Raw genomic sequence first — 18,273 nt, forward strand, 5'->3', positions numbered from 1 at the left:
TACACAGCAATACCTCCAAGTGCAAGGTTTTTGTAGGTGGTTTTTGAAAAACCCTTGCACTTAATTTCGCCAAAAATAGGTCTTTTCCTTTCAATATCAACATTTTTGTGTTTTTCAGCAAACCCTACGTACAGATTTTTGTTGATAGCCGGGGGGTGCCACTAAAGAAGTAAACTTCCGGACTGGTAACCAATCACCTTTTGGGCTTTTATACTTCACCGGTAACATAGTAAATATGAAAAACCCCAATCGTTTGACAATGCAGGACTAAAAATTTATGGCGACCATAAGGTCGCCAACTTCTCATTCCCTCTTTAACTTCTCATCACTTCAAGACAGATATCCATAAAAATTTATCTTTCAAATTCCTTTTTCTCTAATGTGTATTTATCCATTAATGATTCATCTGGTTCATAGCCGATCCCCGGAACAGTGGGTACATCAATTATGCCATTTTTCGCTTTAACTTCAGGCACGACAATATCTTCATACCAATACCTGGAGGAACTTGAGGTGTCTCCTGGCAATACGAAATTAGGCAGAGTGGTTATAGCTATGTTATGTGCTCTCCCTATCCCAGATTCCAGCATACCTCCGCACCATAATGGAATACCTTTACTCATACAGTAGTCGTGTATTTTTTTAGCTTCCGTCAACCCCCCAACGCGGCCGATCTTCATATTAATAATTTTGCAACTGCCTAGCTCAACTGCCTTTCTCGCATCTTCCAATGAATGTATGCTCTCATCGAGGCAAACCGGAGTCTTAATTTGAGATTGCAGTTTAGCATGATCAACAATATCGTCATGAGCAAGAGGCTGTTCGATCATCATTAAATTTAGTTCATCAAGTGCCTTAAACACATCAATATCCTGTATGGTATAAGCTGAATTGGCGTCAACCATGATCGGTACATCGGGAAACCTTTGTCTTACTCCCTTGATCATCTCAACATCCTTACCTGGTTTAATTTTGATTTTTATTCTTTTATACCCTTCATTGATAAATTCTTCAACTACACGCAGCAGGTCATCCAAGCTCTCCTGAATGCCTATGCTGACACCTACATGGATCTGTTTCTTTGTTCCCCCCAGCGCCGCAGCCAAGGACATATTATTCTCTTTGGCGTAGAGATCCCAAATTGCTCCTTCCAATGCAGATTTTGACATATTATTTCTGCGGATGGGTTTGAATAGTTGACTAACTTCATCAGGATGTTGAATTTTCTCTTTACTATATAATATAGGGATTAAAAAGTCTTCCATAATATGCCAGGATGTCTTCACAGTTTCCTCATTATATAGCGGTTTCGACGTTACAACACACTCACCATATCCTACATTATTATTCCCTCCGTAGACTTCTACAACGATGAACTCTCTTTTTCTCTCCGTCCCAAAACTCGTTTGAAACGGTGCTTTTAAAGTCATTTCCATGCGGCGCAAAACAATTTTTTTAATTTCCATTAAGCACCCTACCTTTCGATTTATTTAACTAAATCAAACAGCTGTTTAGGTGATACATGGTCTAATAATCTTAAACTCTTAACTTTAATCATATAAATGACAAGACACAAAGTGTTCTGGTGCCTTCTCTTTCAGCAGAGGCTTTTCCGTCTTGCATCTGTCCATTACATGGGGGCATCTTGTATGAAAGACACAGCCGGAAGGAGGGTTAAGCGGAGAAGGCACATCCCCCTTGATAATAATCCTCTCTTTTTTAACCTTGGGATTTGGAATGGGTACAGCAGAGAGTAAAGCTTGCGTATATGGGTGAAGGGGATGAGCAAACAATTCATCTGTAGGAGCTCGTTCCACAATATGCCCCAAATACATGACCCCGATCTGATCAGAAATATGGCGAACGACACTGAGATCATGAGCTATAAACAAATAAGCCAGGTTAAAGTTATCCTGTATTTCTTCCAGCAAATTAATGACTTGTGATTGAATAGAGACATCAAGAGCGGAGACAGGTTCGTCACAAATGATGATTTTGGGGTTGACAGCCAATGCTCTGGCCAATCCAATGCGCTGTCTTTGTCCCCCTGAAAACTCATGAGGGTAACGGTAGTATTGGTCTTCACGGATTCCGACTTTTTGCAACAACTCCATGGCCCGCGCCATGCGATCTTTCGATGTTCCTATATTATGGATTTTCATAGGCTCCTCAATAGCACTTCCTATCCGTTTTTTCGGATTTAGAGAAGAATGGGGATCCTGAAACACCATTTGTATTTCCCGTCTGATCTTTTTAAGCTCTTTTCCTTTTAATTTAAATATGTCTTTTCCCTTATAAATAGCTTCTCCGTCCGTTGGTTCGATTAATCTCAAGATGGTTCTGCCAGTTGTACTCTTTCCACACCCTGATTCCCCTACCAAGCCCAATGTCTCTTTTTCCTGTAGATCAAATGTCACATTTTCTACCGCTTTTACATATGCTTTGGTTCGACCTAACAACGAGGGAACTGGAAAATATTTTTTTAGATTTCTAACCTGCAAAAGGGGTGTTTCACTTTTCTGCTGAGGGGGCCACCCCGTTGTCTCTGACGTTGCTTGCTGCTCAAGCTTATATTGCTGCATTGATAGATCCCTCCCTTTGCATAATCCTCTCATAATGCCAGCACCTGACCTTCTGTCTGCTGTCAACTGCTTCTAACTCAGGCGGTTTTTGATGACAAAGATCGTCCGCATACTCACATCTAGGCGCAAAGCGACATCCTTGAGGAATATTTTGTAATGAAGGGACGATGCCTTTGATCACATGCAATTTTTTTGTGCGATCCCCGTCCAGTTGTGGAACGGATTTAAGCAGCCCCTTTGTATAGGGGTGTAGAGGGCGGAAAAACAATGACTCCACATCAGCTTCCTCAATAACCTGACCAAGATACATGACCACTACACGGGTACATATTTCAGCGACAACTCCCAGGTCGTGTGTGATCATGATCACACCCATATTGAGCTCTTTTTTTAAATCATTAATAACATCCAAAATTTGGGCTTGTATGGTAACATCTAGAGCAGTTGTCGGTTCATCAGCTATCAGCAGGCTAGGATGACAGGACAAGGCCATGGCAATCATTACTCTCTGCCGCATCCCGCCTGACAATTGATGGGGATATTCATGCACCCTCTTTTCCGGGGAAGGAATCCCAGTTAGTTTTAACATTTCCACTGCTTTTCTATAGGCTTGTTCCTTATTTAACTTCTGATGGATCATAATCGATTCGGCAATCTGATTCCCGATTGTATATACGGGATTAAGAGAAGTCATAGGATCCTGAAATATCATCGAAATCTCATTGCCACGTATTTTTCGAATCTCATCTTTACTTAGGGCAAGCAAGTTTCTACCTCTGTAATTAATCTCTCCATCATATTTTGTAGTTTGTTCATTTAACAGCCGCATAATGGATTCGGCAGTTACGCTTTTTCCGCATCCTGATTCCCCCACAATCCCCAATGTTTCACCCGCATGAACATGGAAAGTCACCCCGTCCACAGCAGTAACGGGTCCATTTTCAGTAATAAAAGTCGTTCGTAAGTCTTTAACTTCCAATAACAATGGGTTTGACATGGCCATCTCCTCCCAACCAAAAAGATCAGTAACATCACTGTTTCCCTCATTTATTTGCTGTGTTTGTATGGGGATCCAGCAAGTCACGCAGGCCGTCGCCAAAAAGATTTAAACCCAGTACGGCTAATATAATAAAAGCGCCTGGGAAGACAGTCATCCACCAAGCAGTAAAAATGACCGTTTTTCCATCATAAAGAATATTGCCCCAACTTGGTGCAGGAGCTGGTATCCCTGCTCCAAGAAAGCTTAAGGCAGCCTCAATTATAATAGCTATCGCAAATACATAGGTTAGTTGGATAATCAGTGGAGAAACAATATTGGGAGCAATATGCAGCCAAATAATTCTCCAGGAGCTTGCTCCTTGTGCTTTCAGCGCTTCAATGTATGTCTGTTCCTTGATCACCAATGCAGCAGAACGGACAACACGGGCCACCTCTGGACTTTTGACAATCGTTAACGCAATGACCACATTAATCGGCTTTGGTCCTAGCACAGCCATCAGTGCAATCGCCAGAAGGATCGCAGGGAATGCCATCAATCCGTCACAAATTCTCATTAAAATATGGTCCAATAGGCGATAATAAGCGGAGTAGAGACCAATAATCATACCGATTACAGAAGTACACAGCGCAACGGAAAGCCCAATAACCAATGATACTTGAGTTCCATAAACGACACGGCTAAATAAGTCCCTTCCAAAATTGTCAGTGCCAAACCAGTGTTCCACACTAGGAGGTTGCAATCGATTTGTGGGTTCCATTTCATACGGGGTGTACTGGGTAATGATAGGTGCAAAAATGGCGATTAGCGTGATAAAACAAAGAATGATACTTCCTGTAACTGCTAGTCTGTTTGACAGAAAACGCCTGATAAATAACAGCAGCCGCTCCTTCTGAAGCTGTTGTTTCTTATAGATAAGATTGCTTGATTGCACAACCGTTTTTCCTTCCATATCTCCAACCTCCTTTCGTTTATTTACGATTGAGGCGCACCCGTGGATCTATCACACCATACAGCAAGTCCACAATTAAGTTAATCAACACATAGGAGACCGTAATTAATAATACGGTTCCTTGGATCACAGCATAATCCCTGCGCACGATAGACTGAACCACTAATTGTCCGACCCCAGGCAAATTAAAGACGGTTTCTGTAACCACGGCCCCCGCTACCAGTGTGCCAAACGTTTGCCCGATCACCGTTAATATGGGAATAAAAGCATTACGCAAAGCGTGTTTATAAATGACAACCCTTTCTTTGAGCCCTTTGGAATGTGCTGTTTTAATGTAATTCATGGTCAGTATGTCCAGCATGGACGACCTGGTCATCCGGGCAATTAATGCGGCTTGAATGGTTCCCAAGGAGAGAGCAGGCAAAATCATATATTGTAAATGATTCCATATTCCAGTGCTTAAGGGGTTATATCCTGCTACTGGAAACCATTGCAGTTTCACTCCAAACCCTAGCATCAGTAACAAACCCAACAAGAAACTGGGAACGGATACTCCCAACATGGCAAGCACCATAAAAAGCTGATCTGTCAGTGTACCTCTTTTTATGGCTGCTAAAATCCCAAAGGGGATGGCGATAAGAATCGCTATACCTTGTGCTAACATGGCCAGGGAAAGGGTGGGTTCCAGCCGTTCTAAAAAGGCATCCAAAACTGGTTTGTTCATATAAATGGACCATCCTAAATCACCCTTAAAAAGGCCAAAAAACCAGCTAAAAAATTGTTCATGAAGGGGCAGATTTAAACCTAACTCTTCTCGCAGTCTTTCGACATCTTCAGGGGCAGCATCAGGTCCAAGCATAACAGCTGCCGGATCACCTGGGGTCAAATGGATAAGAAAAAAGACAACAACTGCCACGACAAGTAAAACCGGTATGAGAGAGAGTATCCGCTTGAGTAAATAAGCTTTCATCTCAAAATCCCCCTGCTTGTTAAAATCAACGGAACGTCACATGTCCAGAATGTTGACCCCTTTATGCAGAAGCAGCTCTGCTTTTCAGAACTGCCTCTGCCAAAAAGGGTTTCATTCTTCTCATTTCTCACTCACTTATACTTACATTCCAGAATACTGGCCCTTTAAACTCTTGATAACCTTGCACTTTATCTGAGTAAGCAGAAACCCTTAGATTTCTACCTATATTGATAATAGGCAGATCCTCCCACATAAGTTGTTGCAACTCAGCATACAAAGCTTTTGCCTCTTCTTGAGACGTTTGTGCCTTAATTTCATCCAATAATCTGTCAAACTCAGGATTATTGGTCCAACCCGGCCAATTGGCTCTGGTATCCAGGAATGTGTATTGATGAGGCGTTGAACTAGTTGGAAAACCGGTGAAGAAAATATCCCACAGCTCAGGTTGATCCCGCCGTTCCAGTAACGTGGCCCAATCATAAACCTCTAGCTTTGCGTTAATACCAATTTCCTGTAACTGCTGCTGAGTCGCTACGGCTGAATTGTAGTGATGGGCATAATCACGGCTGGTCAAGATGATCACTTCTTCACCGTTATAACCGGCTTCTTGTAACAATTGTTTTGCTTTTTCAAGATCTTGTTGATTGTAATATTCTTGGCCCGCATCGGTATACCAGTCCGTTTGTTCAGGTAAGAACAAGCTGGGGTCCAACTCAAAATATTTAGGCGAGGTGAAAGCAGCTGTTAATATTTCTTCTTTATTTAAAGCGTAATTAACAGCTTGACGCATTCTAACGTCCCTAAACAAACCTTCCTTTTTGTTAAATACCAAAGCCTGAATACCAAAGGGCCAGATATCTATTTCGATGTTAGGGACATTTTCCAGTTGTGGTATGGCATCATAGGGTAGCATGTGCGCAAAGTCATACTCTCCGCTCAGAAGGCCGTTAACCCGAGTGGATTCATCGGGAACGAAATGAAAGTAAATTTCATCAACCAAGGCTTCCTTTTTTCCTGCCAGACCGCTGGCTGGTTCATCTACTGGCTGATACTCTTCAAACCGGGTGAATAGCATATGCTGGTCATGTGCCCAATTTTCTAGTTTAAACGGCCCTGTACCGATATATTCCGTAATCCCTGACGGACCAGCGGAATCAATTACTTCTTTTGGCATGATAGCCGCAAATTGATCAATATCAGCGAGTACATACATGATTACAGAAGACGGTCCCTCAAAGTGTAGCTCAACAGTATATTTATCTTTAGCTACCCACTCATGTTCTCCGAGATTGGCTTTAGCGATAGCAGACTCGCCCCATTTGGTCATGGAGGCAACAACGTCCTCTGCAGTCATTTCTGTGCCGTTATGAAATTTAATCCCTTCTCTCAACTTGAAAGTGATGGTCGTTCCATCCTCACTAATCTCATAACTTTCTGCGAGTTGAGGAGTAACTTCATAGTTTTCATTCAGTGTCACCAATGTCTCAAAGATTAATCTAGCAGGGTCCCGCGTTGCATTAGCCGTTGTTATGTGCGGATCCAATGTTTGGGGCTGTGCCAAATAAGCAACATTCAGGGTCCCTCCGGATGTTTCCTTGGGTTCTGTAGTATCTGAGCCTTTTTGCTCAGAAGGACTACTATCTGTTGTGTCTGCGGAACAACCGATGATACCAGCAATCACAATGACAACTAGAAAGAAAATACCTATTTTTTTAATTTCCATAAACTCAATCCCCCTTCTAAATATGCACTTCTAAATGATTAAACAAAACTATATTAATATTCAGTATAATACTTACCATCCAGTCAGTTCTCACCCCCTCAAAAATCTGTGACTTAGAGTGATCATTAAAATCTCATACTACAACATGTTTTACTCCCGATTTCATTACTTCTATAATTTAAGGATTAAATATGCCAATAACGCCGCGCGTTTTGGAATTTCATTAATGATCACATGTTCATGAAAGGCATGTGGACCCTCACCAACAGCTCCTAAACCATCTAAGGTGGGAATACCTATACCGGCTGTTAAGTTTCCGTCGCTCACACCTCCAACAGCTGCTTCCGAAACAGTAAACCCCAACTCTTGCGCACATTCTTGAGCCAATTTAAATAGTCTAATGGACGCTTCACTCTTTTCCATTGGTGCACGGTTTATTCCTCCCTCAACTTCGACTTTTGTTTTAGCCAACTTTGGCTTAAGGTTACAAAAAGCTTGCTCAATCCGCTTTCCTTCAGCCCTAGTAAAAAAACGGACGTCAACTTCAGCTACAGCACTTTCTGCCACTACATTGCTCATGGTACCCCCTCTTATGACGCCCACGTTTATTGTGGTTCCTTGACCAGGGTCAGCCAGTGATTCAAGATATCTGATTTGATGGGCTATTTCGTGGACAGCACTAGCCTGAAGATCCGGATCATTCCCCGCATGGGAAGATATGCCTTTTGCTTTAATTTTATATTTCCCTGCCCCTTTTCTGGCTGTTTTCAATGCTCCCGTTTTAGCTACAGCAGGCTCAACAACAAATACAGCTTGACATGTTTTGGCTTCAGCTATGATTAACTCTCTAGAGGTAGGACTTAACTGCTCCTCATCAGAAGTAAGCAAAAATACGATTTTTTTGTTTGGTCTTAAATGCAAATCGTTAAGTGATTTCAGGGCCCATATCGCTTGGATAATACCTGCTTTCATATCAAGTATTCCCGGTCCGTATGCACGGGAGCCTTCGATTCGAAAACTTAATGCCCCTTTCTCCCAGACAGTATCATAATGTGCAAGAATTAATAATTTTTCCTCTCCTTCACCCACCTCAAACTTCAAGTGGCTTCCCACTGTTTCGTTCGGAAACTCCGTCGCTTGAACCCCCAGTCTCATTCCTATCAATTGCTTTAAGAATCGCCCGCAATTGTTAACCAATTCTTTATGCAATGACGGCGATTCATGGTTCACTAAATCTTTTAAATCTTTCATAATATGATTCAAATGCTGATTCAAGTAGTTTAAAATTACCATTCATTCCGCCCTCTCTTTAAATTTTTGTCTCTACTAAAAAATCAATAATCGGTAAAAATTTGATGCCTCTTATACTCATTTTCTAGTAATTTAAGTCTCCCTTTGATTTCCTTATGCTTCCTATTGCTTATACCAGCAATGATTAGATTTAATAAGGCACTAATTGAAGTGATCGAATCCATACCAGATGATGTATTTACCTCGGTTGTGATGGTTCTATGCGCGATTCTTCCTACGGGAGACAAATGATTATCCGTTACCGCAACAATCTTGGCACCTTTTTCTCTAGCAATCTCCGCAATACGAACACTTTCTCTGGTATAACGGGGAAATGAAACGACTACAAATACTGATTTTTCAGTTAAACCCATTATGGACTCGATTATATCACTCGTAGAAGGGTACATACTCACGTTACCAAGCATAAGATTAAGTATGAACGAAAACCAATAGGCAGGCCCGTAGGAAATCCTATGTCCCACTACAATCACTTGGTCGGATTGAATAATGTCATCAACAATTGCCCATAAATCATCCTCCTTTACGTCATTAACCATTCGTTTCATGATTTCTATATCTTTGGCTAAGACATTAGTAAAAATATTATTAATTTCAGTTGAACGAGATTCTGTAGATTCCTGAAATTTATATATTGTGCTGTTAGGTTTTATAAATTGTTCCCGAAGAAGTTGCTGTAAGTGCGTGAATCCATTGATCCCTAAGGAGTAGCAAAGTCTTATCACTGTCGATTCACTAACACCAACTTCCATACCAATTTGTGTTGCTGTTTTGAATACGGAATCTTCAGGCCGTTCTAATAAATATTTAGCCACACTTTTTTGGCCTTCAGTTAATGTATCAAATTTTTGTATAATAAGATCTTTTAATGACAATTCATTATTCACTTTTAGATCGCCCCTGTATGATGCAGCTATTGCCTCATTATTATATATTGATGCAGCATGTGCTTTATTATATTCTATAAAAAAATTAAAATTCCTCCCTATATTAAAAATTTTAGGTCGTTCAAATTGAATTCTAATCCCAGATATTGAAGTAACTTTAATTGTTTTCAAACAATAAATAAGGCTAGCCCACACATGTTTGACCATCCCTTTAGCATTGTACTCACAATATTGGTCCATAGTTTAAAAACCGCAGAACAAACACTCCAACTTCAAAGACAATTAAACCGCTATGATGTTATCTTATATGATGATTTTGGTATTTATCCCATGTTGGCCATGCTCGGACAGCATTACAATCTGCATGATTTTATCGAGACCCACATCGGAGCAGTGATCAATTATGACCGTGAACACGGCACCCAGCTGCTGCCAACATTAAAAACCTATTTGGCCTGCCAGGGTTCCAAACAGGAGACGGCACAGCAGCTCTACATCGTCCGCCAGACCCTCTACCACCGCCTCAACAAATTGGAAGAATTGCTGGGCAAGGACTTTATGTCCTTTGAAAGACGCGTGGCTATTGAATGTGCCTTGTTGGCTTATGAGTTGGGGCTTGTGCAGGGTGAACAAAAAATAGGACTGTTCTCAACGTGAATCAGGATTAATCCACGATCCAACCTAGCTTTTCTTCGTATTTCCCCGGCTAACTGACCGATATTTCTGGTAATATCAATGATTTCATCAGCCAAGGCAATATATCCCTCTCTACCTTTTTTGATCTCTTCATTAATTTTGATTTCGAAATGGGACAATAGTTCCAACTCCACAATGACGGGCATCAAAAATTCTACTTCATCGTTTATAAGTTGATTAATATATTCTACTGCATCTGGATAACCCATTTCATGGGCAGCCCATATATTTGTATCGATGATGACTTTGTTGCTCAAAATTATTCGTCCTCACAATCTTCCCGCCCGGCTATTTTCAATGATTCTTTAATTCCCCCGTTGCTAAAATACTTTGCACTACCTGCTAATTTTGCAGCCAAATCACGTTTTTCTTCTTTGGTAAGCTTCTTTTTTTGTGATTTCACCTTGTCCATCCCCTTTTTTTCCTCGATAAGGATTCGAACTTCTACATTCTTACCATATAATCCTCTAGCAACTCTATTCGATTAACAGAGGCTTACGCGTGACATACTCCCACCACCTGCGCTGACGCTTAGAGGTGGGGGCTTCTCGGGTAATCCCATCTCATGATGGGAAGTTGACCGAGCGATCCCCGTGTGCCCCACGGTTCGAGATCCAGTCAGGCAGTCCCTAACTGTTTCAGACCTTCCTTTTTGATATTGATGGCGGCGTTGATATCTCTGTCTGACACAAAACCGCATGCACAGCGAAATAGACGTTCGGAAAGCGATAGAGACACGTTCACCCGGCCACAACATGAACACGTTTTGGATGAGGGGAACCATTTGTCGATTTTGATCAGCTTCTTTCCTTGTTCTGCTAACTTGTATTGAAGGAAAGAGGTGAACATGCCCCAACCGTTGTCGTGGACGCTTTGACCGAAATGGAGGGCTTGAGCCATCCCTTTCATGTTGAGGTCTTCAATCACCACCGCATCATACCGGTTGGCCAATTGTCGTGCAGCCTGATGCAGAAAATCCTGACGTTGGTTGGCGATCTTTTCGTGCAACTTGGCGACTGTCAGCCGCTGTTTGTGCCAACGGTTGGAGCCTTTCCTGCGGCGTGACAGCACCCGTTGGGCTCGGGCCAGTTTTTCCAAAGCTTGCCGATAATATTGAGGATAATTGGCGCTCTTACCCTCGCTATCGACATACAGCGTATTCATGGAAAAATCGAGCCCAACAACGTTTTCTATTTCTTTTGGCACCGGTTGGTGTTCATAAGAGAAGAAGTTGGTGAATGCTTTTTGCAAGTTTAATTGGGCGTTGGCTAAGGCAAGGCTATCGACTTCTTTGAGCCACAGAATTTGTAGGCTTTGTTGGCCATATCCGCATCACCTGCCCACAATACGAACATTTGTTTGATTTTATTTTACCACAATCATCATATTGAGGCTACATCAAACCGACATTCATCTCCCACTTTCGCTTCGCTTAGAAGTGGGAGACTTCTGTCGGAGGTAAGTTAAATGGCTTGCAGGGCTTGCAACACATCTGCCTTCAGGTCCTCGATATGCTCGATGCCGACTGATAAGCGCACGTAATTGGGCGGAATCCCGGCAGTACGCATTTGCTCCTCGGTCATGACGCCTTCCCACATTGCCGCTGTATGTACCACCAGTGAATCGATCCCTCCCAGACTGACAGCATTAGGAATCAGTTTCAATGCAGAGACGAAACGCTGCGTTTCCTCATACCCACCTTTGATGGCAAAGGCCATTACCGCGCCAAAACCGCGCATCTGGCGCTTCGCCAACTCGTGTTGGGGATGGCTGGGAAGACCTGGGTAATACACCCGCTCAATCTGCGGCTGTTCTTCGAGAAACTCGGCCAGGGCAAGGGCATTGGCGTTAATGCGTTCAATCCTTAGCGGAAGCGTGCGCAGACCGCGCAACAGCAACCAGGCATCCATTGGTGAGAGAACGGAACCAATGGAGATATGCGTCTGCCATATACGCTCTGCCAACTCCTCGCTGGTGCAGATCACACCCGCTGTCAAATCATGATGTCCGCCTAGATATTTGGTTGCGCTGTGAATGACCACATCAACGCCCAGATCATGGGGACGCTGATTGATCGGCAACGCGAAGGTGTTGTCGGCCACAACGATGATGCCACGAGGGCGGGCCAGCTCCACTACGGCGGCCAGATCGGTAATCACCAAAGTTGGATTGGCTGGTGACTCCACCATGATGAGCTTTGTATTAGGCCGAATCGCTGCTTCAAAGGCTGAGATGTCGGCTTGCTCGACCAATGTCACTTCGACGCCAAAACGAGGCAGCATCTCGTCCATGATTTTGGCGGTACTCATATAATGCCTGGTCTGTGCGATCACATGGTCGCCTGCGCTGACCAGCGTAAGAAGGGTGGTGGCAATCGCCCCCATTCCGGAACCGGTTACCAGTGCGGTTTCTGTGCCTTCAAGCTCAGCCATTATCTTCTTAACCCGCTCATGTACCGGATTGCCGTAACGGGTGTAATACCTGGGATGACGGGAAGTTCCCGCCATTTCCGCAAATTGGGCGGAATTTTGGGCACGGAACGTGGCTGAGTAATAAATGGCAGGAGCCACCGTGCCATCATTGGTCACCCAATCATCGCCATGTACCACCAAGGTTTCGTCCCGGAGTTCATCGAGATTGAACTGCTCATGAGGATCGTGTTTGTTCATACTCCCTCACACCTTTTGTTTATATTTTATTCTATATCTTCCAACCGCTCACCACTTTGGCTCCCAGGCAGCTCTTAAAATGCTCCACTGCCCAGCGATGGCCTTCCTGGTTGAAACTTTGCACCGCATCTTCGTGTACCACGATGTTAAATCCTTTGTTATACGCGTTTACAGCGGTATGCAACACACAAATATCCGTGCACACGCCCACTAAATGAACGGTGTTGATTCCCCGCTCCCTTAATTTAATCTCCAAGTTTGTGCCGGCAAAGGCACTGTAGCGGGTCTTATCCAGCCATAAGATTTGCTGCTGATATTGGGGATCATTTTTAATTTTCTTGTAATACGCTCCAAGCGCCCCGTACTGGTCCCGCCCTTTCGTCCCACGGATATTGTGGGGCGGAAACAACTTCGTTTCCGGATGATAGGGATCCCCTTCATCATGCACATCGACAGCAAAGACGACATAGTCTCCATTCTCCACAAATTGCTTGGTAAGCGCTGTGATGCGTTCTTCAATGGCCTGCCCCGGCTCCCCGCAAGTGAGCTTCCCGTCGTCAGCCACAAAATCATACGTATAATCGATGATAATCAACGCCTCCATGGCATTCACTCCCCATCAAATACAATTTTAACAGTATCCGCTATCGATATTCTTCAGTATGCTGTTTAAACCATTCAATAATATCAGAAAATTCAAGGTTCCCATTGGCCACAAGGACGATGAATACTTCATTTTCATCATCGGGTATGATCTTATAGCCATTTTTCTTTAAAAAGATGTCGGTAGCAACAAATGCTGTTCGCTTATTTCCGTTAAAAAAAGGATAGTTTCTTACTAACGATTCGAACAAAGCAGCTGCCTTTTCAAATAAGGTTGGGTAAGCCTCTTGACAAATACGGTCTGTTGGGGCCGGTAGACTGCTGATTCAAGCAAACCTTGGTCTTTGATTCCTGCTTGCTCACCTTCTCCATACTTCTTCATCACCATAAAATGAATGACTGCCACATCTCTGGGACTCAAATACCTTGTGGCCATGTTATCTGTCCTTAAGTCTTTTTAATACCTCATGGTGTTCTTCGAAGGTTTCAGCAAGCATTTCCAACATCTCAGCATCCACTTGATCTTCCCATTTGACCTTTTTGGTAATCATAATTTGCCCATCCTTAACCTCAAATTCAAGTTCATCCCCACGTTTAATGTTAAAAGCGTCAGTGATCGCTTTTGGCAAGCCGACACCCAAACTGTTACCCATTTGGGTCACTTTGCGAATCTCTTTTTTACTCATCGCATTCACACCCATTCTCTTTTGATCTTCTTTTTAGTTTAAAATATGGCAGTTTATACATTCATACAGTATATATGTAATATCATCATAACATGTGCTATGGGAGCATTCAATCAATCCCAAAAAGAACCGCTGGCCAACACCTGCCAACGGGCTGCTCTTTTAAAAACATACAAACTCCCTTTCTATATCCTTAGTCACCAATCTTGACCGCTACGTTTTTTAACTGGGTATAGTTACGCAAGGCTTCCAAACCTTTTTCCCGGCCAAAGCCGCTTTTTTTGCACCCCCCAAAGGGCATTTCCACGCCCCCGCCGGCACCGTAATTATTGATAAAAATCTGCCCGGCACGGATTTGCTTGGCCAGCCTGTGGGCTCTGCCTAGGTCCTTGGTCCAGATTCCGGCCACCAACCCATACGGCGTGCCATTGGCCAATTGAACAGCCTCTGCTTCGTCTTCAAAAGAAAACACCGTCAACACAGGGCCAAATATCTCTTCTTGGGCCAGGCAACTGTCTGGCTCCACGCCACAGCTTCTTTGTCGTCTTTGAACTTTTCATAAATTTGTATGCGTTCCTCAAGCATTTTGTTATAGACGAAACGGACGCAACCGAACGTTTTAGCGAGCAGTTGTGCTTGTTCTTGTGTTGGGTACAGACGGAATTTGTAGGCTTTGTTGGCCATATTCACATCACCCGCCCACAATACGAACGTTTGTTTGATTTTATTTTACCACACTCATCATATTGAGGCTACATCAAACCGACATTCATCTCCCACTTTCGCTTCGCTTAGAAGTGGGAGACTTCTGTAGGTAAGTTAAAGTGTGGCCAAAGAATCATTCGCTTTTAATTGACACGAACTTTTCGAGCTTATAGCGTTAGGCGCCCGCCTAAAGTCATGCACCCATCAAACCTTCCCGCATAAGATGGTCAGTGTAAAATGATTACTAAATAGAAATAGGGGAGGAATTTGACGAGTATGGAAAATCAATATCAAGGCAGTTATTTAAATGAACGGAATCACCCCCAGCAACCTTTTCATCACTTTCCTTTTGCTCATCATTATCCTTATCACCATTACCCTATGCATCATTATCCCATGTGGCACCATTATCCTTGGCACCACCATCACTTCTATCCTCATTATCCTTACCCTCATCACATGTATCATCATGTACCCGGGCATGCTTATCACCGAGAATTTCAGGCCAACGAAGGGGAACTGTTAGATAGGGAGCAATCCGATGTAGAAGATACTACTAAGTAAGTTTACTTACAACTAAAAGGGAATAGTCCCTGTCCGGGGGCTATTCCCTTTTGAACGTTTATCTGCATATTTGCTGTTATTTGTAACAAATAGGTTAACGTTGACCCAGGCTTAGCTTTCACTCATTTTCCCTTATTTTTCTGAACGTTGACGTGCATTATCCCAGCACTCGGCATGGACCAGCCCTTCAATACGGTCAGCACGGAAGACAGGATCTTTCCCTTCCCGCCGTTGCTCCACATAATCTTGCAAGGCCGCGAAAGCAAATTTGCCCAACAATGCAATGGCGATCAAGTTAATGATAGCCATCAACCCCATAAACAAATCAGCCATGTCCCATACCAGGGAGAGTTGAGCTACAGAACCAAAAGCTACCATGCCGATGACCGCCAGACGGTATATGGTCAACCATGTTTTACTAGAGCGGATAAATTCGATATTGGTCTCTCCATAATAATAGTTCCCGATCAGGCTGCTGAAGGCAAAGAGCAGAATAGCAATAGCCACAAAACCAGTGGCCCAGTCCCCGACGTGCGTGCTTAAAGCCGCCTGGGTCAAAGCAATACCATTTATTTCCTGATCTAAGTATATGCCGGACATCAGAATGATAAATGCCGTAGCACTGCAGATGATCAACGTATCCGTGAAAACACTGAGCGATTGAATCAGTCCCTGCTTGACAGGGTGGCTAACTGCTGCCGCCGCTGCAGCGTTAGGCGCACTCCCCATACCAGCCTCATTGGAGAACAGGCCGCGCTTGATCCCGTTCATGAGGGCAGCACCCAATCCGCCGCCGACGACTTCCTGCAAGCCAAAAGCGTTGCCGATAATCAACATCAGCACTTCCGGAATCATGGTAACATTCTTTATGACCACAAACAGGGCAACGGCCACGTAAAAGATTGCCATCACAGGCACAATCACAGCAGAAACTCGGGCGATGCGCTTAACACCGCCAAAGATGATAAGGCCCACTACGACAGCAAGGATAAGACCCATTAAGCCCCGGTCAATCCCCCATGCTTCCTCCAGGGCATGGGCAATGGTGTTGGATTGAACAGAGTTGAACACCAAACCAAAGGTGATGGTAATCAATACAGCAAAGAGAATGCCCATCCAGCGTTGATTTAACCCTTTTTCCATATAATAAGCCGGACCGCCCCTGAAACCGTTTCCATCCTTTACCTTATAAATTTGGGCCAGCGTGCTTTCCACAAAGCTAGAAGCTGCCCCGATCAAAGCAATCAGCCACATCCAAAAGACAGCTCCTGGTCCACCTAGCGAAATGGCTAAAGCCACACCTGCCATATTCCCGGTTCCCACTCTTGAGGCCGTACTGATACAAAATGCCTGGAAAGAAGAAACGGCCTTTTTCTGAGTAGGATCAGGTGTGACCCCTTCCTTTAGAAGGCGAAACATCTCCCCAAACAGTGTAAATTGGACGAATCTGGTCTTGAAGGTAAAATAGGCACCCAAACCAATTAGCATGACAATCAGAATTTTTGACCAAAGGAGATTATTTCCCCAATTGATGATAGATTCTAAGATGCTCATCTCATTCCTCCTTGATTGCTTCATCTCCCCGATGATTATACTGTAGACGTAAACATCTGTCTATCAGTTAATCATATCTTTTGTTGGAGGTTAACAAGAAAATACTAGCAATATATAAATAAAAGAGAAAAACCCTCTCTTTAGTTACAAGAGAAGGTACATTAATCGTTATTTACCAACGGTAACTTAATTGTATACCAAAGGGAGGAACTTCTTTTACTCCCTGTCTCTTAGCCACTCAACTTGTTGATGAATCACACTGACAAGAGGATGATCTGTTTCTAATTGCGAGTATTGTAAGAGAGCCCCCTCAATTCCAGCTTTTTTTATCGTTTCTTGAAGCTCAATGGCTTCAGGGTCCCCTTGATAATCAAACAGCAATAGGGCAGCAATACCTTTTGTCAAACCAACCGGTACCTCCCCGAATAATGAATAATATTGTTTGGCCGGATTAATTAAACGGTCATGAGCTCCGAGCTTACGAATGGGGGACCGTGCGACTCTTACAATTTCATCTGAAATAGAGGGATTGGTAAACCGCTGAATGATTTTCTCTATATATGCCTTGTGTTCATTTTCATCCCAGCCATACTTTTTTACCAACACAGCTCCTGACTCACTTAGGGCCTTTTGAACATCGGAACGAATTTCTTCATCATCCATGGCCTCTTTGATCGTTTTTAGCTGCTTGTCATATCCTAAATAAGCAGCTATCGCATGCCCAGTATTGACTGTAAGCAGTTTTCTTTCAACATAAGGCATTAAATCATGAACCAACTGAATGCCTTTTACTTGTGGCATATCCCCAACCACATTCTTTTGTTCCACAATCCATTCAAAAAATGGCTCTACTACTACAGTAAGCGGATCACGATGTTTTTGGTTCGGAACGATACGATCTACAGCACAATTTAGAAAACCATAATTTCTTTCAAATAAACTTGTTTCTTCTTCCGAAATCTTTTCGAATACTTTTTCCTTCAGAAAAGTACTTCCACCTATCATATTTTCACAGGCAATGATATTTAACGGTTTTGGATTGGCCGATAATCTCTGGCGAAGTCCCTCCGCCAGAATCGTAGAGATGGCTGGTAAAATATTTGGCCCCACCGCCGTTGTCACTAAATCTGCTTTTGTTAAATAATGAATCACTTTGTCACATTCTTTTTGACTATTAACAGCTGAAACATTGCGAATGACTTGCTCTGTTCCAGATTTATCAGCAATGAGCACCCGATACTCCTTTTTCTCATTTAAGAAACGAACGACATCCTCATTGACATCGACAAAAACGATCTCAAAACCCGATTGGGAAAGCAAACTGCCAATAAAACCCCTGCCAATATTTCCTGCACCAAAATGGACGGCTAACAT

Annotated in this window: 19 protein-coding genes and 3 pseudogenes; 2 read left to right on the forward strand and 20 right to left on the reverse strand. The window is 43.2% G+C overall.

The genetic code is table 11. The features are described 5' to 3' along the window. Positions 1–353: 353 nt before the first annotated feature. The 8 genes from menC to IEW48_RS11615 form a co-directional block, all read right to left on the reverse strand. On the reverse strand, positions 354–1,466 hold the full coding sequence (gene menC, locus IEW48_RS11580) for an o-succinylbenzoate synthase (protein WP_188623896.1): 1,113 nt from the start codon (positions 1,464–1,466) through the stop codon (positions 354–356). An 84-nt stretch (positions 1,467–1,550) separates the two neighbouring features. Continuing rightward, positions 1,551–2,582, reverse strand: coding sequence for an ABC transporter ATP-binding protein (locus IEW48_RS11585; protein ID WP_188623897.1), 1,032 nt, complete (start codon positions 2,580–2,582; stop codon positions 1,551–1,553). Next, entirely contained in the window at positions 2,569–3,579 is a 1,011-nt protein-coding gene (locus IEW48_RS11590; protein ID WP_188623898.1) for an ABC transporter ATP-binding protein, read from the reverse strand. Before IEW48_RS11590 ends, IEW48_RS11585 begins: the two co-directional genes overlap by 14 nt. A gap of 46 nt (positions 3,580–3,625) precedes the next feature. Next, complete coding sequence (locus tag IEW48_RS11595) at positions 3,626–4,531, reverse strand: ABC transporter permease (RefSeq protein WP_188623899.1); 906 nt, start codon at positions 4,529–4,531, stop codon at positions 3,626–3,628. A 19-nt stretch (positions 4,532–4,550) separates the two neighbouring features. Then, positions 4,551–5,501 carry an ABC transporter permease gene (locus tag IEW48_RS11600; protein WP_188623900.1) on the reverse strand — a complete coding sequence of 317 codons (951 nt, stop codon included), beginning with the start codon at positions 5,499–5,501 and terminating at the stop codon, positions 4,551–4,553. A 127-nt stretch (positions 5,502–5,628) separates the two neighbouring features. Continuing rightward, positions 5,629–7,224 carry an ABC transporter substrate-binding protein gene (locus IEW48_RS11605; RefSeq protein WP_188623901.1) on the reverse strand — a complete coding sequence of 532 codons (1,596 nt, stop codon included), beginning with the start codon at positions 7,222–7,224 and terminating at the stop codon, positions 5,629–5,631. Positions 7,225–7,395: 171 nt separating this feature from the next. Further along, entirely contained in the window at positions 7,396–8,517 is a 1,122-nt protein-coding gene (locus tag IEW48_RS11610; RefSeq protein WP_188623902.1) for a M20 family metallopeptidase, read from the reverse strand. Positions 8,518–8,558: 41 nt separating this feature from the next. After that, the gene (locus IEW48_RS11615) at positions 8,559–9,629 is read right to left on the reverse strand and encodes a MurR/RpiR family transcriptional regulator (RefSeq protein WP_188623903.1); all 1,071 of its coding nucleotides are present in this window, start codon (positions 9,627–9,629) and stop codon (positions 8,559–8,561) included. Between IEW48_RS11615 and IEW48_RS11620 the strand changes: the two genes are divergently transcribed. Further along, positions 9,618–10,079, forward strand: a complete 462-nt coding sequence (locus IEW48_RS11620) for a PucR family transcriptional regulator (RefSeq protein WP_188623904.1) — start codon at positions 9,618–9,620, stop codon at positions 10,077–10,079. The two genes, IEW48_RS11615 and IEW48_RS11620, sit on opposite strands and share 12 nt — an antisense overlap. On the opposite strand, the gene IEW48_RS11625 is transcribed toward IEW48_RS11620, so the two are convergent. The 10 genes and pseudogenes from IEW48_RS11625 to IEW48_RS11665 all read right to left on the reverse strand — a co-directional run. Beyond that, the gene (locus tag IEW48_RS11625) at positions 10,025–10,375 is read right to left on the reverse strand and encodes a PIN domain-containing protein (RefSeq protein WP_188623905.1); all 351 of its coding nucleotides are present in this window, start codon (positions 10,373–10,375) and stop codon (positions 10,025–10,027) included. The genes IEW48_RS11620 and IEW48_RS11625 overlap by 55 nt on opposite strands. Positions 10,376–10,377: 2 nt before the next feature. Continuing rightward, positions 10,378–10,530, reverse strand: coding sequence for a hypothetical protein (locus IEW48_RS11630; RefSeq protein WP_188623906.1), 153 nt, complete (start codon positions 10,528–10,530; stop codon positions 10,378–10,380). Positions 10,531–10,736: 206 nt separating this feature from the next. Further along, positions 10,737–11,417: pseudogene (locus IEW48_RS11635) on the reverse strand (RNA-guided endonuclease InsQ/TnpB family protein); the annotation flags it as partial. A 164-nt stretch (positions 11,418–11,581) separates the two neighbouring features. Then, positions 11,582–12,787: a trans-sulfuration enzyme family protein gene (locus tag IEW48_RS11640; RefSeq protein ID WP_188623907.1), complete on the reverse strand. Its 1,206-nt coding sequence runs from the start codon at positions 12,785–12,787 to the stop codon at positions 11,582–11,584. A gap of 31 nt (positions 12,788–12,818) precedes the next feature. Next, the gene (locus IEW48_RS11645; RefSeq protein WP_188623908.1) at positions 12,819–13,391 is read right to left on the reverse strand and encodes a cysteine hydrolase family protein; all 573 of its coding nucleotides are present in this window, start codon (positions 13,389–13,391) and stop codon (positions 12,819–12,821) included. Positions 13,392–13,431: 40 nt separating this feature from the next. Beyond that, complete coding sequence (locus IEW48_RS17530; protein ID WP_503826750.1) at positions 13,432–13,716, reverse strand: type II toxin-antitoxin system death-on-curing family toxin; 285 nt, start codon at positions 13,714–13,716, stop codon at positions 13,432–13,434. Then, positions 13,626–13,826 carry a hypothetical protein gene (locus IEW48_RS17535; RefSeq protein ID WP_308747475.1) on the reverse strand — a complete coding sequence of 67 codons (201 nt, stop codon included), beginning with the start codon at positions 13,824–13,826 and terminating at the stop codon, positions 13,626–13,628. The genes IEW48_RS17530 and IEW48_RS17535 overlap by 91 nt, the downstream gene beginning before the upstream one ends. A 1-nt stretch (position 13,827) precedes the next feature. Beyond that, entirely contained in the window at positions 13,828–14,076 is a 249-nt protein-coding gene (locus IEW48_RS11655; RefSeq protein ID WP_188623909.1) for an AbrB/MazE/SpoVT family DNA-binding domain-containing protein, read from the reverse strand. A gap of 193 nt (positions 14,077–14,269) precedes the next feature. Then, a pseudogene (locus IEW48_RS11660) lies at positions 14,270–14,602 on the reverse strand (aldehyde dehydrogenase family protein); the annotation flags it as partial. An 8-nt stretch (positions 14,603–14,610) separates the two neighbouring features. After that, a pseudogene (locus tag IEW48_RS11665) lies at positions 14,611–14,766 on the reverse strand (helix-turn-helix domain-containing protein); the annotation flags it as partial. Between the two features lie 291 nt (positions 14,767–15,057). On the opposite strand from IEW48_RS11665, the gene IEW48_RS11670 reads away from it, so the two are divergent. Continuing rightward, a complete protein-coding gene (locus IEW48_RS11670; protein WP_188623910.1) occupies positions 15,058–15,345 on the forward strand; it encodes a hypothetical protein in 288 nt (95 codons plus the stop codon). Between the two features lie 132 nt (positions 15,346–15,477). On the opposite strand, the gene IEW48_RS11675 is transcribed toward IEW48_RS11670, so the two are convergent. After that, positions 15,478–16,899, reverse strand: a complete 1,422-nt coding sequence (locus IEW48_RS11675; RefSeq protein ID WP_188623911.1) for an alanine/glycine:cation symporter family protein — start codon at positions 16,897–16,899, stop codon at positions 15,478–15,480. 216 nt (positions 16,900–17,115) lie between these two features. After that, positions 17,116–18,273 carry a mannitol-1-phosphate 5-dehydrogenase gene (locus IEW48_RS11680; protein ID WP_188623912.1) on the reverse strand — a complete coding sequence of 386 codons (1,158 nt, stop codon included), beginning with the start codon at positions 18,271–18,273 and terminating at the stop codon, positions 17,116–17,118.

The sequence above is a fragment of the Caldalkalibacillus thermarum genome (assembly GCF_014644735.1).
In the GTDB taxonomy this organism is placed as follows: Bacteria; Bacillota; Bacilli; order Caldalkalibacillales; family Caldalkalibacillaceae; genus Caldalkalibacillus; species Caldalkalibacillus thermarum.

Excerpts from the sequence above, each read along its gene's own strand:
- IEW48_RS11590 (WP_188623898.1), bottom strand. The coding sequence starts at position 3,579 with ATGTCAAACCCATTGTTATTGGAAGTTAAAGACTTACGAACGACTTTT.
- IEW48_RS11670 (WP_188623910.1), top strand. The coding sequence starts at position 15,058 with ATGGAAAATCAATATCAAGGCAGTTATTTAAATGAACGGAATCACCCC.
- menC (WP_188623896.1), bottom strand. The coding sequence starts at position 1,466 with ATGGAAATTAAAAAAATTGTTTTGCGCCGCATGGAAATGACTTTAAAA.
- IEW48_RS11615 (WP_188623903.1), bottom strand. The coding sequence starts at position 9,629 with ATGGTCAAACATGTGTGGGCTAGCCTTATTTATTGTTTGAAAACAATT.
- IEW48_RS11595 (WP_188623899.1), bottom strand. The coding sequence starts at position 4,531 with ATGGAAGGAAAAACGGTTGTGCAATCAAGCAATCTTATCTATAAGAAA.
- IEW48_RS11585 (WP_188623897.1), bottom strand. The coding sequence starts at position 2,582 with ATGCAGCAATATAAGCTTGAGCAGCAAGCAACGTCAGAGACAACGGGG.
- IEW48_RS11640 (WP_188623907.1), bottom strand. The coding sequence starts at position 12,787 with ATGAACAAACACGATCCTCATGAGCAGTTCAATCTCGATGAACTCCGG.
- IEW48_RS11655 (WP_188623909.1), bottom strand. The coding sequence starts at position 14,076 with ATGAGTAAAAAAGAGATTCGCAAAGTGACCCAAATGGGTAACAGTTTG.
- IEW48_RS17535 (WP_308747475.1), bottom strand. The coding sequence starts at position 13,826 with ATGGCCACAAGGTATTTGAGTCCCAGAGATGTGGCAGTCATTCATTTT.
- IEW48_RS11680 (WP_188623912.1), bottom strand. The coding sequence starts at position 18,273 with ATGTTAGCCGTCCATTTTGGTGCAGGAAATATTGGCAGGGGTTTTATT.
- IEW48_RS11675 (WP_188623911.1), bottom strand. The coding sequence starts at position 16,899 with ATGAGCATCTTAGAATCTATCATCAATTGGGGAAATAATCTCCTTTGG.
- IEW48_RS11605 (WP_188623901.1), bottom strand. The coding sequence starts at position 7,224 with ATGGAAATTAAAAAAATAGGTATTTTCTTTCTAGTTGTCATTGTGATT.
- IEW48_RS11610 (WP_188623902.1), bottom strand. The coding sequence starts at position 8,517 with ATGGTAATTTTAAACTACTTGAATCAGCATTTGAATCATATTATGAAA.
- IEW48_RS11630 (WP_188623906.1), bottom strand. The coding sequence starts at position 10,530 with ATGGACAAGGTGAAATCACAAAAAAAGAAGCTTACCAAAGAAGAAAAA.
- IEW48_RS11600 (WP_188623900.1), bottom strand. The coding sequence starts at position 5,501 with ATGAAAGCTTATTTACTCAAGCGGATACTCTCTCTCATACCGGTTTTA.
- IEW48_RS11620 (WP_188623904.1), top strand. The coding sequence starts at position 9,618 with ATGTTTGACCATCCCTTTAGCATTGTACTCACAATATTGGTCCATAGT.
- IEW48_RS11645 (WP_188623908.1), bottom strand. The coding sequence starts at position 13,391 with ATGGAGGCGTTGATTATCATCGATTATACGTATGATTTTGTGGCTGAC.